Origin of the sequence: Samsonia erythrinae (genome assembly GCF_004342665.1) — a bacterium.
Lineage (GTDB): Bacteria > Pseudomonadota > Gammaproteobacteria > Enterobacterales > Enterobacteriaceae > Samsonia > Samsonia erythrinae.
On record NZ_SMBY01000001.1, the window covers coordinates 26263 to 43222 of the forward strand.

Genomic DNA, 16960 nt, shown 5'->3' on the forward strand with positions numbered 1-16960 from the left:
AGAAAAACGAAAGGTTGTTATGAACTGGAAGAAATATTGCTGGTTGTCGTTAGCGGCGGTCAGTCTGCTAGTGGGAAGCGTTGTGAGTCAGGCTGGTGACATAAAAAGTCCGTTGCCGGTGATTAAAGAAGGGACGCTGGCGAATGGACTGCGTTATACCCTTGTGCCACTGGCCGGGCAGGCGGCACGGGTTGACATCCGCCTGATGGTGGATGTCGGTTCCATTGATGAGAAAGATAACGAATCCGGCGTGGCGCACATGGTGGAGCACATGGTGTTCCGCGCCAGCGACGCGTTTCCTCTGGGTGTGAGCACGGAACTGCACAAGCAGGGATGGGCGCGCGGGCAGCACTATAACGCCGTGACCAATTACGAACGTACGATGTACATGATGAGCCCGCCGAAAGGGAATCGCGAGCTGGGAGCGACGTTACGGGCGCTGAGCCAGATGACGGGCCATGCCAGGCTGTTGCAACGCGATCTCGATGACGAGCGTAAAATCATTCTGGAAGAGTGGCGCGGCAAGCTGGGCGTAGCAGAGCGCATGAACCAGCAGCGCGTACAGGCGATTCGCCATGACTCCCGTTATCCTTCCCGCCCGACGATTGGCACCGAACAATCGATTAACGACACGCCAGCCAGCGTGCTACAGGATTTCTATCAGCGTTGGTATCACCCGTCGAATATGCGCTTGATGATTATTGGGGATATCACGCCAGCGGATGCGGAACGCGAAATTCAACGCTACTTTGCACCGCTGCCTACTGTCGCGGTGCCAGCACGTGATTACTACGAACCGTTGCTGAAACCGCAGCTCAAAGTCGCGCGTTTGCAGGATAGCCAAAGTGGCAGCAGTCAGGTGTCTTTTGTCTATCGTTTCAATGATAAAGACACATTCGGACAACCCGATTTGCGTCACCGCTTACTGACACAAATCACGATGTCTGCGGTCACGCGTCAGGTTCGTCGGCAGAAAGCGGAACTGCCGCAGGACGTGGGTAGTCTGGTGGTGCGTAAATCGGATATCGGTAAGACCACGGCCGCGCTGGGTTTTTTTGCCAATGTGATGCCGGGCGGCTATGACGCCGCCATTTCCGCCGTACTGAAAGAAATTGAGCGGCTAAAGCGTTACCCGCTAAACGAACAGGACATTACGGCGATCAAATCTGATATCCGTGAAGTCGCACAGCGTATGAGCACCACCCCCGAAATGCGTGAGTTTGCAGACTGGGTTCAGCAGTTGACCATCGTCTGGCAGCAGGGCCGTCTTTATGTCGGCAGCCAGCAGCGTGGTAAAGACGCCCTGGAAGCGCTGAACACCATCACGGCAGAAGATGTGAATCATCATTTGCAGCGTTGGTTAGCTTCTCCCGATACGTTAGTGCAGTTTAGCGTGCCGGGCGCGACGCCTTTCACTCTGCCGAAACCGGATGCGATTAAACAATTGCAGAAGCAGTGGGCGGTAGCGCCGCTGGCGCCGCTACAGGTAGAAAAAGAGCCCGTCATCCCTGCGCTTCCTGTCGTGACGCAAAGTGGAAAACGCACGGCGGTCAAAACCTTTGCCGCACAGAAGGTGGAGCAATGGCAGTTGAGTAATGGCGATCGCGTCGTGTGGCTACGTGCGCCGGAAGCCGGTAAAAAAGTGTATCTCACCGCCGTCAGTCAGGCAGGGTTTATGGCAACCGCGATGAATCCGTGGCAGGCGCAATTGGCGAGTCAACTCGTCAATCAAAGCGGCCCCGCGACGTGGAGCGGTGAAGCGTTAAATCATTGGAAAAAGGAAAAAACGCTGTCGTTGAGTATCGAACAGGACGCGGATCAACTGACGCTGAGCGGGAACGCCCCGATTAAACAACTGGCAAATCTACTGGGACTATACCGTGAACTGAATGTTGCGCCGGGTATCGATCCTGAAGTGATGAAAGAAAGCATGATGAAATTGGTGCGACAAAAAGCCAATGACGAGCAATCTGTTTCAGGAAAACGGGCGGGTGAAATCGCGAAACTGCGTTTCGATGAACCCGCCTGGCGGCAGCCTGACATCACACAGTTGAAGCAAATTACCGGACCGGCATTGCTGATGCAGTGGCATAAAGCAGCCTCCGCGCCTGTTACCTACTATCTGGTGGCGGATATGCCGGCGGCACAGCTCTTGCCACCGGTTGAACGCTATCTGGCGACAATTCCGCGCCAGCCTGTCAGTGAGATCGCTTCGTATCTGGCGCGACCCGGCAAACGTGAGGCGATATCGGCGATCAATATCGAGCCGCGCGCCGTTATCAATACCTGGAGTTTCACGTCGTATAGGTGGACGCCACAGGCGGCGGTACAGGTGAGTATTGCCCGCAATATTGCGAATCAATATCTCAAGGCGAGCCTGCGTGATGATGCATTGGGTATTTATCGCATGCGTGTCGATAGCGTGCTGGAAGACAAAAGGCAGCGAATTGAGACGGAAGTGAGCTTCACCAGTGCGCCGGAACGGGCGCATGCGCTGTGGAAACTGGCGGAACAACAGTTTGCTGAATTGCCGTCAAAGCTGACTCAGCAGGATGTGGATGAGCAGAAAGCGCAGTTTATCCGGGCGGAAAAAGAGCGTCAGGGTGATATCACGACGATACAGCGCCGCCTGATTTTAAGCTATCGCCACTATAACGATCCGCGATATTTGAACAGCGCATCCAGACTGGCGGATAGCATCACGCTGGAAGGCGTGCGCGCGATGGCCGCAAAACTGTATAACCCGGAAAACCGGGTGCTCTACATCACCTTGCCGCAGGAGGGGAAAGAATGACAAAGATGGCGACACAGTTTGTCGATCTTTGCCGCCCCTTTTGGGGCGGTAAACGAAGCTGGCAGGCATGGCTTCTGTTGCTTGTGACCATCTCGATGGGGGGAACGATCGTCTATCTCAACGTGTTGATAAACGAATGGAGTAAATCGTTTTATGATGCGTTAGGCGAGTTCGACAGCAATCTGCTGGTTTCGCTGATGAAGGACTACGGCATTTACATCCTGATTTATATCGGGGTCGTCGTGTATCAGGAGTGGTTTACCAAACTGCTGATTATCCGCTGGCGCAGTGCATTAACCGCAGAGCTGGTGGATAGCTGGTTGGCGAAGCGGGCGTTTTACCGGATGTCGGTCGCGAGCAAGATTGATAACCCCGACCAGCGTATTGCCGAAGATATCCACCTGTTCGTCGACAAAGCCATTAGCCTGTCGGTGGAGTTTTTGATTGTCACGGCACGACTGTTTTCTTTCATCGTTATTCTGTGGGGGCTGTCAGGCGTTCAGCGCTTCACCCTGTTTGGCGAAGAGTGGGTGGTTAAGGGCTATCTGGTCTGGGTTGCGATTCTGTATACGCTGATGGGTAGCCTGATCACGCATGTGGTCGGAAAGCGCCTGCACGATATCAACTATGAGAAGCAAAAAGCAGAGGCGGATTTTCGTGCCGCATTGTTGCGTAAACATGATAATGCCGAGCAAATCGCGCTCTATGGCGGTGAGGCGCAAGAGAAAAGTCATCTCCAACGCCATTTCTCCTCCATCGTGTCAAACTGGCGACGTTTTATGAATGCCGAACGTAATCTGGGCTTTTTCACCACGGGCTATATGCGCGTGAGCCTGATCGTGCCGATTTTTGCCGCTTTGCCCGTTTTCCTGAGTAAGACGGTGACGCTGGGCGGGTTAATGCAAATCCGCGGGGCGTTTGGTCAGGTTCACGGCGCGCTGAGCTGGTTTATCCATAAATATAAAGAGCTGGTGATTTTATCCGCCAGTATGGCGCGTCTCAGCCAGTTCAAGCAGGAAATTCAGCGCCATCAGTCCAATCAGGTCGACGCGCCAGTAGGCCCGGCGTTGCGGGTTGAGCAGATCTCCCTGACCACGCCGCAGAGTGTTCCGCTGTTGCAAAACGTGGATCTGAGCTGTGAAGCAGGGAGTTGGAGCAAGCTGTCCGGTCGCAGCGGGTTGGGGAAATCCACGCTGTTGCGTACCTTAAACGGCTTATGGCCCTATTACGAGGGGAGTTGGCAGTCGCCTGAAGGACGCAGCCTGCTGTTACCGCAGCAAAGCTATCTGGGGCAGGGGACGCTGGCGGAGATCCTCTGTTATCCGCATCCGGCGCTGGCGGACAGCGAGATGCTGAGGCAAACGTTGGATAGCGTCGGGCTGGGGGCGTGGCGCGATCGTTTGGATGAGCAGCTTAACTGGGATCGGGTATTTTCCGGCGGTGAGCGGCAGCGTATCGCTTTTGCCCGCGCGCTGATTGCCAAACCCGATACGCTCTATCTGGATGAAGCGACCAGCAATCTGGACCTCGATTCCGCCAGACAGTTGCTGGCGCTGGTGAAACACGCCTTGCCCACGTGTACTGTGGTAGCGATTACGCACCAGACGGAGTTGGACGACCTGTTCCCGCATCGCTATGACTTAACGGCGTTCGCCTCGTCGCGCGGTTGATGGCACCGCTGGCCTTCCGACTTTCGGGGGCCAGCGGTTTCGGTAGGTTTCTGGCCTCATCATCCCTATAATCTTTTCTGGGGTATCCCGTCTTTTACGGCACTTTTCGTTAATCACAGACTCGAATTTTGCTCTTGCTGCGCTGGCTGACGAGGGAAGCCGTTCAATTTTGAGGAGAGGACATACCATGAATTTTCGCCCGCTGTTGTTGGGTTTTACGTTGCTGCTGACTGGATGCGGCACGCTTTCTCATTTCTCCTGGTCCAGCCTGTCGCCGTTTAACTGGTTCGGCAGTCCGTTACAGGTTAGTGATGCAGGCGTCGGCGGCATTAATACGGGAACGCCGCTGTCTGAAGGGGCGTTACAGCACGCGCTGGAGGGGAATTACTCACTGCGCAGTGGCATGGAAACCGCCAACGGCCAACTGGTCGCGTTTTATCAGGCGCTGGATGGAAAAAACGTCAAGATGATCGTCAGCGGCGAGCCGAAAGGTAGCGTGCGTAAAGTCGAGGTGATGGATTCTGAGATTGCCAGCGTATGGGGCGTGAAAATCGGCGACGCGTTCAGCGACACTTACCGCAAAGCGTTCGAGTCCTGTCAGTTGGGACAAGGCGATGATGCACAAAGCGTCGAATGCGTCGCGCCGCAGAGCAGGCACGTCAGCTACATCTATTCTGGCGAATGGCGTGGGCCGGAGGGCCTGATGCCATCCGACGATATTTTGAAAAATTGGAAAGTCAGTAAAATTGTGTGGCACGCGCAGCCACGAAACTAATTTGTTTTCACGCAAAGTAAAAATCAGGCGGCTTCCGGTATGCTATAACGGTGCCGCCTGATATTTTTCGGGGGCGCCGCAGACAGCGGCCATGGCAGCAAGACGTGACAACCACGGTAGTAAGTCATAACAACAAAGAAAAACTGACGCTTGAGGAAGCAGAAATGACACCAATTCAGAGCGGTATTTTATTGGAACACCGCCGTTTTGCCATTTTTATGGAGGCGATGGTTCAGGGGGAGTTTGACGCTATCCGGCAGGGATGCAAAAAATTTTGTCAGGCTCTGGACGTGCTACAGCAGCAGTATCCTGATGCTGGTCTGGGTGCGGTACTGGCGTTCGGCAACGATGTCTGGCGCGATTTGGACAGTCAGCACGGCGCGCAAGCGCTGAAGCCGTTTACGCCGCTGGGGAAAGGGCTTGCACCGGCAACGCAGCGCGATCTGCTGATCCATATCCAGTCTCTGCGCCATGATGTTAATTTTTCTCTGGCACAGGCGGCGCTGAACGCGTTTGGTAGCGCGATTCGCGTCGAAGAAGAAACGCACGGCTTCCGCTGGGTAGACGATCGCGATTTGAGCGGTTTTGTCGACGGCACGGAAAACCCGCAGGGCGACGACCGTTACGCCGTGGCGATTATTCCTGAAGGCCAGCCGGATGCCGGCGGCAGTTACGTCTTTACCCAACGCTGGGAGCACAACCTGAAACAGCTGCAACGTTTTAGCGTGGAACAGCAGGAACAGATGATTGGCCGCACCAAGCAGGACAATGAAGAGCTGTCACCCGATGAGCGCCCGCTGACGTCACACCTCAGTCGCGTGGATTTAAAAGAAGAGGGGAAAGGACTGAAAATCCTGCGCCAGAGCCTGCCTTATGGCACGGCAAGCGGGAAGAACGGGCTTTACTTCATCGCTTACTGCGCGCGTCTGCATAATATTGAGCAGCAGTTGCTGAGCATGTTCGGCGATCGCGACGGCAAACGCGACGACATGCTGCGCTTAACGCGTGCCGTCAGCGGCAGCTACTTCTTCGCCCCTTCTCTGGAACGCCTGCTGTCATTATGATGGTGAGGGTTCACTTCTACGGGGATGGCTTTTGACAACGCTTGAACATCATATCGGACAGACGCCGCTGGTAAAGCTGCAACGTCTGACGCAAGAGACGGGAAGTGAAATCTGGCTGAAGCTGGAAGGGAATAACCCGGCGGGTTCGGTAAAAGATCGGGCCGTGTTGTTTATGATCCAGCAGGCGGAGCGCCGCGGCGAGATTGCGCCTGGCGACCAACTGATTGAAGCAACCAGTGGCAATACCGGTATTGCCTTGGCGATGATTGCCGCCGTAAAAGGCTATCGGCTGCGTTTGCTGATGCCGGAAAACATGAGTCGCGAGCGGCAGTCCGCGATGCGCGCCTACGGCGCGGAGCTGGTTTTGGTCAATCCCGAAATGGGGATGGAAGGCGCGCGTGATTGGGTGCGTCAGATGGTGCTGTCGGGGGAGGGCAAAACGCTCGACCAGTTTAATAACCCGGACAATGCGCTGGCGCATTTCCTGACGACCGGTCCGGAAATTTGGCGGCAGACGACGGGCAAGCTGACGCATTTCGTCTCCAGTATGGGCACGACAGGAACGATTTCCGGCGTTAGCCGCTATCTGAAGCAGCAGGGTTCCGCAATCTGTACGGTAGGGCTACAGCCGGCTGACGGGAGCCACATTCCCGGTATCCGGCGCTGGTCGCCGGGCTATATGCCGGGCATTTTCCGCGCCGATCTGGTCGACCGAATTCTGGATGTGACGCAGGAAGATGCGGAGCATAGGCTGCGACAGTTGGCGCGGCTGGAAGGCATTTTCTGTGGCGTCAGTTCGGGCGGTGCGGTGGCGGGGGCGCTGCGGATTGCGGCGGACAACCCCGGCAGCATGATTGTGGCGATTGCCTGCGATCGCGGCGACCGTTATCTGTCCACTGGGGTATTTGATTAAGGGCTGATGCCTTATCCGCCGCGATAAGGCATCAGGGGTTATTCTCGCTCCAGCGCGTGAATCGGCTCCATCCGCGCTGCACGACGAGCGGGGAAGAAGCCGAAGAGAATACCGATCAGGCTGGAACACAGGAACGCGGTGATAATCGACGTGCTGGAATAGACCATCGCGAAATTGCTATTGAACTGCGCGAACAGTACGCCGATCCCCAACGACAGCCCTACGCCCAGCAGACCACCGAGCAGGCAAACCAGCACGGCTTCGATAAGAAACTGCTGCATGATATCGCTGGTGCGCGCGCCGACCGCCATACGAACGCCGATTTCCCGGGTACGCTCCGTCACCGAAACCAGCATGATGTTCATCACGCCAATGCCGCCGACCAGCAGTGAAATCAGGGCGATCATGGAGACGAGGAGCGTCAGGGTCGTGGTGGTTTTCTCGATCATTTGTCGGACGCTGTCGGTATTGAAGATAAAGAAATCTTTCGTACCGTGCCGCTGCGTCAGTAGGCGAGTGATATCTTGTTCAGCGGTGTCCATCTCAACATTGTCTTTGATCCGCACCGTGATGCTGGCCAGATAGGACTGCCCGACCAGACGTGTCATCAATGTGGTGTAGGGCACCCAGACGTTCAGACTCTCATCGCTGCCGAAGCCTCCCTGATTCTTGCTGACGACGCCAATCACGCGAACCGGCAGCGACGCCAGAAAAATCACTTGTCCAATGGGGTCTTCACCGTGGGGAAAGAGTCTGTTGTAAGTGTTTTTATCGATGACGGCGTCCTGTGTCAGGTTATCCACGCTGCTGCGGGGGAACAGGATGCCGCGTAGCAGCGTGTAGCCGCGCACGGTAAAAAACTGTTCGCCAACCCCTGAGACGCTGGCCGTTACCGCGATATTCCCGTAGCGCATCGTCGCGCTGGTGGAGATGGTCGGCGTCACGCTGTGTACGTATGGCTGTTGCGACAAGGGGCGAATATCGCTGGCGCGCAGCGTCTGGATCGCGCTGGCGTCCATGTCGCCGAAGTCCGAGCCGGGGAATATTTCCAACGTACTGGTGCCCATCGAATTGATATCGGCCAGTACCCGTTCCTGCGAGCCTTTTCCCAGCGCCACGACGGAGACGACGGACGCGATGCCGATAATGATGCCGAGCATGGTCAGGAACGTTCGCATCCGCTGGGCGTTCATCGCCAGCAGCGCCATCTTGAAGGCATCAATAAAGCGATCTTTAAACTGATTCAGCGCCGATGTTGTCGGCGACGCCGGGGGGACAATGGCCGGGACGCCAGCCTCAGCAGGCCGCGTTTGCCGATCGGCAATCACCTCGCCATCGCGCAGTTCGATGATACGCTCGGCGTGTTCGGCGATGGTCATATCATGGGTGACGATGACGATCGTATTGCCTTGCTTATGAAGGTCGCGCAGGATGCTCAGGACTTCATTGCCGCTGTGGGTATCCAGCGCGCCGGTAGGCTCATCGGCCAGAATGATGCCGCCACCGTTCATCAGCGCACGGGCGATACTGACGCGCTGTTGCTGGCCGCCGGAAAGCTGACTGGGACGGTAGTGAAGCCGATTTTCCAGACCAAGCCTGGTTAACAGCTCTGCCGCCCGCCGACGGCGATCCATACGGCGCTTCCCGGCATAAATTGCCGGGACTTCAACATTGCCCAAGGCGCTCAGGTCGCCGAGCAGGTGGTAGCGCTGAAAAATAAAGCCGAAATGTTCGCGGCGCAGTTCGGCTAACTGGTCGCTATCCAGCCCGCTGACGGCACGTCCCTCAACCTGATAATCACCGCCTGATGGCTTATCCAGACAGCCGAGAATATTCATCAGCGTGGATTTACCCGATCCTGACGCACCGACAATCGCCACCATTTCTCCCTGATTAATGGTCAGGTTGATGTTTTTGAGGATAGTGACTTCCTGCTCTCCGTTGGAAAAATGGCGCGTAATATCAGTCAGTTTAAGCAAGGGGATCGACATGGATTACCTTCCTTTCGCCGGTTCGGGCGGCATGGACGCGCCATCACCGGACGATTGGCCGATAACAACCCGTTCGCCTACGCTCAGCCCGGAGCGGATTTCGGTGCGGACGTTGTCATTGAGGCCAAGCGTCACCGCACGGGATTCAACCTTCTGGTTCGCGCTGACGACCTGTATATGCCACTTCCCATCGCGCATGGTTAACGCAGTGGCGGGAACGACGAGGGCATTTTTCACCGAAGAGAGCAGGATATGCACCTGTGCTGTCATTGAGATACGTAAGATACCGTCAGGGTTTTTTACCTCAAACTGACCGTTGTAATAAACCGCACTATTGGATGATGAGCCTGAACTGCTCATACCGGAAGAGGAGACGGCGTCATCGTTGATGGCGTCCGGAGCGGGTTCAATGGAACTCAAGGTGGCTTCATAACGTTTGCCGGGTTCGCCCAGAATACTGAACCAGACCGGCATGCCGGTTTTCACCTTGACGACATCGGCTTCTGATATTTGCGCTTTGATCGTCATGGTTTCCAGATTGGCGACTTTGGCAATGGTGGGCGTAGTCTGGATCGCATTGACCGTTTGGCCGGCTTCAACAGGAATCGCCACGACGGTGCCATCCATCGGTGAGCGAATTTGGGTGTAGCCCAGGTTAACTTTGGCGGTGTTGACGGTGATCTGCGCCTGCACGATTTGGGCATCCAGCGCGTCGATGTTGGCTCTGGTGGCATCAAGCGTCGCTTTCGCGCTGTCGTAGTCCGCTTGTGCGCCAAGGCCGCGCTTCATCAGCATTTTCTGGCGTTGCCAGCTTAATTCATTATTCCGTAATTCCGCCAGCTTGGCCGCACGCTGTGCCTGAATATTTTTTAGCGCCGCTTCGCCATCCCTCAGCGTATCCTGCTGAGTCAGATCGTCAATCTCGGCGATCAACTGCCCTTTCTTGACTTTATCGCCGAGCTTCACGTGCAGGGCTTTGATTTGGCCTGTGGCCTGCGCGCCGACACTGACCTGTTTCTGCGCTTCAATTTTTCCGTCAGCGAGTACCGTTTCTTCGAGATCCGCAATTTCTGCCGTGGCGGTGATATAGTTTGACGCAGGCGATGACCGGGAGAAAGACAGATGAATAAGCACCCCAGCCGCGATGAGGACAAGAATTATCGCGGCACGCCGTCGTGTCAAAAATCGTGATTGCATGAGTGTGAGTCGTCCTTAATAACTGCGCGGAGGTCAATGACCCCGATGGGTAATTTACGCTGAGTATGCAAGGGTAAAGGTAATCTTTCGTGAAGGGAATGGTAAGGATTCAGTAAATTTAGCTGCGAATACTCACATCAGGCCTGAAAATGTATCGGCTATCTCTTTCATACTTCAAGCGCTATGTGGGTTTTCTTCCCGCACTCGAATTCTCTGGGGTATATCCGATTTAAAGAGGACAGGATATGAATATTTTGCTGGTTGATGATGATGTGGAGCTGGGCGATATGCTCTGCGAATATCTGAATGCGGAAGGATTTTCGACATCCCGGGTGCTGACGGGCAAAGAAGGTGTCGAACGCGTGATGTCGGAAGATTATACCGCGGTGATTTTGGATGTGATGCTGCCGGATATGAGCGGGATTGACGTGCTGCGTCAAATAAGAAAAAACCACCAGTTACCTATCATTATGCTGACAGCGAGAGGCGACAACATCGACAGGGTGATCGGTCTGGAAATGGGCGCGGATGACTATATGCCCAAACCCTGTTACCCGCGCGAGCTGGTGGCGAGGCTGCGGGCTGTGCTACGCCGCTATGACGACCAGCCAAGTACCGCGCGGGATGACAGCGTGGCGGCCTGCGGCGATCTGGTTCTCAATCCGGCAACGCGCATCAGCGAATGGCGTGGGCAGCCGTTTGATCTCACGGCGTCTGAGTTTAATTTGCTGGAGCTGCTGTTGCGTTTCCCGGAGCGAGTGGTGTCAAAAGATGAGCTGTCTGAAAAATGTTTAGGCCGTAGCCGCGAAGCTTATGATCGCAGCGTGGATGTTCACATCAGCAATATTCGTCAGAAACTCAGCGCATTAACGGGGAATACGTTGACGATTGAAACCGTGCGCAGCGTAGGGTATCGGATCCGCTAATGATGATTCGAGGCAGACTGTTCTGGAAGATATTGCTGGGGTTCTGGCTGACATCCCTCGCGATGTCCCAACTGCTGTGGCTGGCGTTTTCCATGTATGGTGAACGCCTTAAACCGCTGGAAGAAAACGTCGTTTTGCGTATTGCCGCGGTGCAAACGAAAATGGTGGCGATGGCGTTACAGCATGGCGGGTTAGACGAATTACACGATGTGATGTTGCTGCTGCCGTATAAAGAGCGACAATATATTTCCGTGACGGAGTCAGCGTTACCACAGTCAGAACGGTCGCTGCTCTCCGCGCCGCAGAGCGCCATGCTCGACGATGATTTTGCACTGAATAATCACGGCGAGCAGCAGACCGCGCTGGTGATCAAACAGGTCAATGGCCCTGGCGGAAAGTGGTATCAGATACGTTATGACGCCGAGCTGCTGCGCAGCGAATTCCGTCCACCGCGCCCGGTTGAGTTTCTCAATGTGCCTGCGCCGTTCGCCGTGATTGCAGGGCTTGGCGGCCTGTTGTTTAGCTCGGTGCTGGCATGGAGTCTGGCGCGCCCGCTCAATCAGTTGCGCGCTGGCTTTGATCTGGTTGCCCAAGGGGATCTGAGCGTGCGGCTGTTGCCCGTGATGCGTAAGCGGCATGATGAAATCAGCGAGGTGGCACGTGATTTTGATTCCATGGTTGAACGCCTGCACAGGCTAGCCAGCACGCGCGAGCAGCTCCTCCATGATGTTTCGCATGAGCTGCGCTCCCCTCTGGCGCGGTTGCAGCTTGCCATCGGGCTGGCAAGGCAGAACGCTGGCAATATCGAAAGCTCCTTGCAACGCATAGAGCGTGAGGCGGCGCTGATGGATAAGATGATCGGCGAGCTGCTGACGCTATCGCGCACGGAGAATGCCAGCATAGAGGAAGCCTATTTCGATTTACTGGGGCTGGTAACGGCAGTGGTAAACGATGCGCGCTATGAAGCGCAGGTGACCGACGTTGAGATCCTGTTAGCGGCGGATGAAGATGAAGACTACACGATCAAAGGCAACGCGGAACTGATGCGCAGGGCGGTCGATAATGTGATGCGCAACGCGCTGCGCTTTTCCGCCCCCGCGCAGCGGGTTCAGGTGTCGTTAATTCGGCATGAGCAGGAATGGATGATTCAGGTTGAGGATCAAGGGCCGGGGGTCGATCAAAGCCGGCTCTCCAGTATCTTCGATCCCTTTATTCGTATTGATTCGCCGCTGTCTGGCAAGGGCTATGGTTTAGGACTGGCGATTGCCCGCAAGGTCGTGCTGGCGCACGGTGGACGTATTGAGGCGGAAAATGGAGAGACGTGCGGATTAATTATTCGTTTGTGCGTGCCGCGTTGGAAAGCCTGAAACGAACACGGCACCTTCCCGGTGCCGTGTTCGTGCAAACGTAGTGAACCACCCGTAGCGTGGCAGTTTACTTCTTGATACGGATAACCGGCGTTTCACCGACGACAACCGTACCACTCAGCTTGGTCAGTTCCTTAATTTCGTCCATGTTGGAAATAACCACAGGGGTCAGCGTCGATTTTGCTTTTTCTTCCAGTAAGGCGAGATCAAATTCAATAATGAGATCGCCTTTCTTCACGCGTTGGCCTTCTTCGGCGATACGTTTAAAGCCTTCGCCTTTCAGTTCAACGGTATCAATACCAAAGTGCACAAACAGCTCGATACCGCTGTCAGACTCGATGGAAAACGCATGGTTGGTTTCAAAAATCTTACCAATGGTGCCGTCTACCGGTGCGACGATTTTGTTTCCAGTTGGTTTGATGGCAATGCCGTCACCGACGATCTTTTCTGCAAATACGACATCAGGCACATCTTCAATATTGACGATTTCACCGGACAGCGGGGCAATGATTTCAATGCTGCCTGTGTCTTTTTTGTCATCAGAAACCAGAGATTTCAATTTATCGAACAAACCCATGATTCTCTCCTAAGCATTAATATTGGGCCAGCATATACCCTAATCTTTCAAGTTGTTGCGGCATTAATTGATGTTGCCCCCGAACGTGCTTATCACCCGTCGAGGGCGCTGATTGCCGCCACCTTGAGAACGATGAGGTAACGCAGAATCAGCAGAGCGTTTTTTCTTCAATGAAACGGCTCACCAGATCGCTTAACTCTTGTGCTGTCGGTTGGGTTAATGCTTGCTCCGCCAGCGCCTTCGCATCTTCGTAATTCGCATTACGGATGATTTTCTTGATGCTCGGGATAGAGATCGCGCTCATGCTGAATTCGTCCAGACCCATTCCCAATAACAGTAGTGTAGCACGTTCGTCACCGGCGAGCTCACCACACATCCCTGTCCACTTGCCTTCGGCGTGGGACGCGTCAATCACCTGCTTAATCAGGTTAAGGACGGCGGGGGACATCGGGTTATAGAGATGAGAAATCAGCTCATTACCACGATCAACTGCCAGAGTATACTGGGTTAAGTCATTTGTCCCAATACTAAAGAAGTCGACTTCTTTGGCCAGATGCGGCGCAATGGCCGCCGCCGCCGGCGTTTCAACCATAACGCCGACTTCAATGCTTTCATCGAAGGGTTTCCCTTCTTCTCTCAACTGCGTTTTCAGCAGCTCCAGTTCGGCTTTCAGTTCGCGAACTTCTTCCACGGAGATGATCATCGGGAACATGATACGCAGCTTGCCAAAGCTGGATGCACGCAGAATCGCGCGCAACTGGGCATGCAGAATTTCTTTACGGTCCAGACAGATACGGATGGCACGCCAGCCCAGGAACGGGTTCTCTTCTTTCGGCAGGTTCATGTAAGGCAGGTCTTTATCTCCGCCGATATCCATTGTCCGAACGATAACAGCCTGATCGCCGAGCGCTTCAGCAACGGCTTTATACGCCTGAAACTGTTCTTCTTCCGTCGGCAGCGAATCACGATCCATGAAGAGGAATTCGGTACGATACAGGCCGACGCCTTCCGCACCGTTACGCTCGGCGCTGGCGACATCACGCACGGTACCGATGTTGGCGCAGACTTCAACCTGATGGCCGTCCAGCGTGACCGCCGGTAAATCCTTCAGCTTGGCCAGCTCATATTTTTCTGCCTGGTATTGCTGCTGGAGGGCTTTTAATTCTTCAATTTTTTCTGCGGTGGGATTCAGATAGATCTCGTTATTGACGGCATCCAGAATCAGATAGTCGCCGTTCTTGACCTGACGGGTCACATCCGTTGTGCCGACGATTGCCGGAAGCTCCAGCGAACGGGCCATAATGGAAGTGTGAGACGTCCGGCCGCCGAGGTCGGTGATGAAGCCCAGCACTTTATCCAGGTTCAACTGCGCGGTTTCAGACGGCGTCAGATCGCTGGCAACCAGAATGACTTCATCCTGAATATCGCCCAAATCGACGATAGGCATATTGAGAATGTTTTTCAGCAAACGCTTCCCAATATCGCGCATGTCTGCGGCGCGTTCTTTCAAGTATTCATCATCAAGCTCTTCTAGCGCTTTAGCCTGATTTTCGATGACGGAAAACGCCGCGGCGTCGGCAGACGCGTATTCCTCTTTAATCAGGGCTATGATTTCCTGCTCGAATTCTTCATCTTCCAGCAACATGATGTGGCCTTCGAAGATGGCTTCTTTCTCTGCGCCCAGCGTTTCACCCGCTTTCTTCTTGATGGCTTCCAACTGCGCAGATGCTTTGGAACGGCCAGTCAGAAAACGTTCAACTTCTTGATCTACCTGATCCGCAGAGATTTTTTTCCGGTTGATGATGATGTCATCTTCTTTCAGTAACAGCGCCTTACCAAAAGCAATACCCGGTGATACTAATATGCCTGAAATCATAACCCTACCTTACTCGATTCTGATGTTGACTAAAAAAGCTCGTTGTTACTCGAGTTCGGCCATCAGCTTAACCAGATGTTCAACCGCTTTTTGTTCGTCTTCGCCTTCCGCGGCGATAGTCACCACGGTGCCTTGCGTTAAACCGAGCGTTTGTAATTTGAACAGGCTCTTGGCGCTGGCGCTTTTGCCGTTGGATGTCACGGTGATTTCAGAGGCGAAGCCTTTAGCTTCTTTGACGAACTGAGCAGCGGGACGAGTGTGCAGGCCATTCGGTGCGGTAATAGTCACTTCTTGCTGGAACATTCTGTTTTCCCCAACTTATGGAATAGATTAATGTTGTGGAGCTAAAGTTTAGTTGATTCCCTGAACTTTAGCCTGTTTGGTTAGCTCCTGATGTATGTTACAGGGGCGGGCCACGATGCGACAAGGAAACGATAAAAAGTTTTCCTGAATAAAATATCATCAAACACCGCAGATTCTGCCTCAATTATTCTAACCCCGCTCGCAAAACGGCGATGTGGGCTATCGTGCGAAGAGGACAAACAATGTGATGAGGCGCGATGTCTGTTGAAGATTAATTTCACGCATCAAAATAATTGTTCGGTTAAATACTAAACCTGATGCAGAAAAGCAATGTGTAGGTGGTGGAAAGTTTGAACCATGCCACAAAAAAGCACCTGAATAGGTGCTTTTTTTGACAATCTGGTCGCTTTTTATGCAATGACGACGAGGTAGGTTACTGTTGCAGCTCCTGCTCGGTGAACAGGTCGGCAAACAGTGCGGTACTGAGGTAGCGCTCGCCGGAAGACGGTAAAATGACGACGATCGTTTTATCGTCAAACTCTTTTTCTTTCAGCAAGTTCAGTGCTGCGGCAACGGCGGCGCCAGATGAAATACCGGCCAGAATGCCTTCTTCTTCCATCAGACGGCGTGCCGTGCCGATCGCTTCTTCGTTGGTGATTTTTTCTACGCGGTCAATCAGCGCCAGATCCAGGTTGCCAGGGATAAAGCCTGCGCCGATACCCTGAATTTTGTGCGGACCCGGTTTCAGCTCTTCACCTGCCAGCGCCTGGCTAATGACCGGCGAGTCGGTCGGTTCCACGGCAACCGTTGTAATCGCTTTTCCTTTGGTGTTTTTGATGTAGCGGCTAACGCCCGTGAGTGTGCCACCGGTACCGACACCGGAGATAAAGACGTCAACCTGACCATCGGTATCTTCCCAGATTTCAGGGCCGGTCGTTTTTTCGTGAATTTCCGGGTTTGCCGGGTTGCTGAACTGCTGCAATAGCAGATAGCGGCTCGGATCGCTGGCGACAATTTCTTCTGCTTTGGCGATAGCGCCTTTCATGCCTTTCGCGCCTTCGGTCAGAACCAGTTTGGCGCCCAGCGCTTTGAGCAGTTTACGACGCTCTATGCTCATGGTTTCCGGCATGGTGAGCGTGAGTTTGTAACCGCGAGCGGCGGCAACGTAAGCCAGAGCGATGCCTGTATTTCCACTGGTGGGCTCAACCAGCTCAATGCCCGGCTTCAGCACGCCGCGTTTTTCTGCATCCCAAATAAGGTTAGAACCGATACGGCATTTAACGCTGAAGCTGGGGTTGCGGGATTCCACCTTGGCCAGAATGCGTCCGTTGCCGATACGGTTCAGACGAACCAGCGGCGTATGGCCGATTGTGAAAGAATTGTCTTCGTAGATCTTGCTCATAGCCTGTCCTTATAACTGTATGAAATTTTTGCGAACGTAAAGAGAATACTCGTTCATATTTTTCAGTGAAGTAAAGAATTGCTATATCGTTATGTTCTTAAGAAA

Annotated in this window: 13 protein-coding genes; 7 read left to right on the forward strand and 6 right to left on the reverse strand. The window is 54.1% G+C overall.

What is annotated here, in order from left to right:
* Window positions 1-19 precede the first annotated feature (19 nt).
* From EDC54_RS00110 to cysM, 5 genes are all read left to right on the forward strand, one after another.
* Window positions 20-2794 (forward strand): M16 family metallopeptidase, encoded by a 2775-nt coding sequence (locus tag EDC54_RS00110; protein ID WP_132452086.1) that lies wholly within the window; start codon window positions 20-22, stop codon window positions 2792-2794.
* Window positions 2791-4464: an ABC transporter ATP-binding protein/permease gene (locus EDC54_RS00115; RefSeq protein WP_132452088.1), complete on the forward strand. Its 1674-nt coding sequence runs from the start codon at window positions 2791-2793 to the stop codon at window positions 4462-4464. The genes EDC54_RS00110 and EDC54_RS00115 overlap by 4 nt, the downstream gene beginning before the upstream one ends.
* 187 nt (window positions 4465-4651) lie before the next feature.
* A complete protein-coding gene (locus tag EDC54_RS00120; protein WP_132452090.1) occupies window positions 4652-5239 on the forward strand; it encodes an RpoE-regulated lipoprotein in 588 nt (195 codons plus the stop codon).
* Between the two features lie 164 nt (window positions 5240-5403).
* Window positions 5404-6303 carry a Dyp-type peroxidase gene (locus EDC54_RS00125; protein WP_132452092.1) on the forward strand — a complete coding sequence of 300 codons (900 nt, stop codon included), beginning with the start codon at window positions 5404-5406 and terminating at the stop codon, window positions 6301-6303.
* Window positions 6304-6334: 31 nt separating this feature from the next.
* On the forward strand, window positions 6335-7216 hold the full coding sequence (gene cysM / locus EDC54_RS00130) for a cysteine synthase CysM (protein WP_132452094.1): 882 nt from the start codon (window positions 6335-6337) through the stop codon (window positions 7214-7216).
* A gap of 38 nt (window positions 7217-7254) precedes the next feature.
* On the opposite strand, the gene EDC54_RS00135 is transcribed toward cysM, so the two are convergent.
* Both EDC54_RS00135 and EDC54_RS00140 read right to left on the reverse strand, forming a co-directional pair.
* Entirely contained in the window at window positions 7255-9207 is a 1953-nt protein-coding gene (locus EDC54_RS00135; RefSeq protein ID WP_132452096.1) for a MacB family efflux pump subunit, read from the reverse strand.
* Window positions 9208-9210: 3 nt separating this feature from the next.
* Window positions 9211-10404, reverse strand: coding sequence for an efflux RND transporter periplasmic adaptor subunit (locus EDC54_RS00140; protein ID WP_132452098.1), 1194 nt, complete (start codon window positions 10402-10404; stop codon window positions 9211-9213).
* Window positions 10405-10649: 245 nt separating this feature from the next.
* Between EDC54_RS00140 and EDC54_RS00145 the strand changes: the two genes are divergently transcribed.
* Together EDC54_RS00145 and EDC54_RS00150 are read left to right on the forward strand one after the other, a co-directional pair.
* Window positions 10650-11330, forward strand: a complete 681-nt coding sequence (locus EDC54_RS00145; RefSeq protein WP_132452100.1) for a response regulator transcription factor — start codon at window positions 10650-10652, stop codon at window positions 11328-11330.
* The gene (locus EDC54_RS00150; RefSeq protein ID WP_132452102.1) at window positions 11330-12697 is read left to right on the forward strand and encodes an ATP-binding protein; all 1368 of its coding nucleotides are present in this window, start codon (window positions 11330-11332) and stop codon (window positions 12695-12697) included. The genes EDC54_RS00145 and EDC54_RS00150 overlap by 1 nt, the downstream gene beginning before the upstream one ends.
* Before the next feature lie 67 nt (window positions 12698-12764).
* Here EDC54_RS00150 and crr read toward each other — a convergent pair whose 3' ends face one another.
* The 4 genes from crr to cysK form a co-directional block, all read right to left on the reverse strand.
* Window positions 12765-13274, reverse strand: coding sequence for a PTS glucose transporter subunit IIA (crr, locus tag EDC54_RS00155; protein WP_010301392.1), 510 nt, complete (start codon window positions 13272-13274; stop codon window positions 12765-12767).
* Window positions 13275-13422: 148 nt separating this feature from the next.
* Complete coding sequence (ptsI, locus tag EDC54_RS00160; protein ID WP_132452104.1) at window positions 13423-15150, reverse strand: phosphoenolpyruvate-protein phosphotransferase PtsI; 1728 nt, start codon at window positions 15148-15150, stop codon at window positions 13423-13425.
* A gap of 45 nt (window positions 15151-15195) precedes the next feature.
* Window positions 15196-15453 (reverse strand): phosphocarrier protein Hpr, encoded by a 258-nt coding sequence (gene ptsH, locus EDC54_RS00165; protein ID WP_009114311.1) that lies wholly within the window; start codon window positions 15451-15453, stop codon window positions 15196-15198.
* A 433-nt stretch (window positions 15454-15886) separates the two neighbouring features.
* Entirely contained in the window at window positions 15887-16855 is a 969-nt protein-coding gene (gene cysK / locus EDC54_RS00175) for a cysteine synthase A (protein ID WP_132452106.1), read from the reverse strand.
* Between the last annotated feature and the right edge of the window lie 105 nt (window positions 16856-16960).

Coding starts and splice junctions, on each gene's coding strand:
- EDC54_RS00120 (WP_132452090.1), top strand. CDS start 4,652: ATGAATTTTCGCCCGCTGTTGTTGGGTTTTACGTTGCTGCTGACTGGA.
- EDC54_RS00110 (WP_132452086.1), top strand. CDS start 20: ATGAACTGGAAGAAATATTGCTGGTTGTCGTTAGCGGCGGTCAGTCTG.
- ptsH (WP_009114311.1), bottom strand. CDS start 15,453: ATGTTCCAGCAAGAAGTGACTATTACCGCACCGAATGGCCTGCACACT.
- ptsI (WP_132452104.1), bottom strand. CDS start 15,150: ATGATTTCAGGCATATTAGTATCACCGGGTATTGCTTTTGGTAAGGCG.
- cysK (WP_132452106.1), bottom strand. CDS start 16,855: ATGAGCAAGATCTACGAAGACAATTCTTTCACAATCGGCCATACGCCG.
- crr (WP_010301392.1), bottom strand. CDS start 13,274: ATGGGTTTGTTCGATAAATTGAAATCTCTGGTTTCTGATGACAAAAAA.
- EDC54_RS00135 (WP_132452096.1), bottom strand. CDS start 9,207: ATGTCGATCCCCTTGCTTAAACTGACTGATATTACGCGCCATTTTTCC.
- EDC54_RS00150 (WP_132452102.1), top strand. CDS start 11,330: ATGATGATTCGAGGCAGACTGTTCTGGAAGATATTGCTGGGGTTCTGG.
- EDC54_RS00115 (WP_132452088.1), top strand. CDS start 2,791: ATGACAAAGATGGCGACACAGTTTGTCGATCTTTGCCGCCCCTTTTGG.
- EDC54_RS00125 (WP_132452092.1), top strand. CDS start 5,404: ATGACACCAATTCAGAGCGGTATTTTATTGGAACACCGCCGTTTTGCC.
- EDC54_RS00145 (WP_132452100.1), top strand. CDS start 10,650: ATGAATATTTTGCTGGTTGATGATGATGTGGAGCTGGGCGATATGCTC.
- EDC54_RS00140 (WP_132452098.1), bottom strand. CDS start 10,404: ATGCAATCACGATTTTTGACACGACGGCGTGCCGCGATAATTCTTGTC.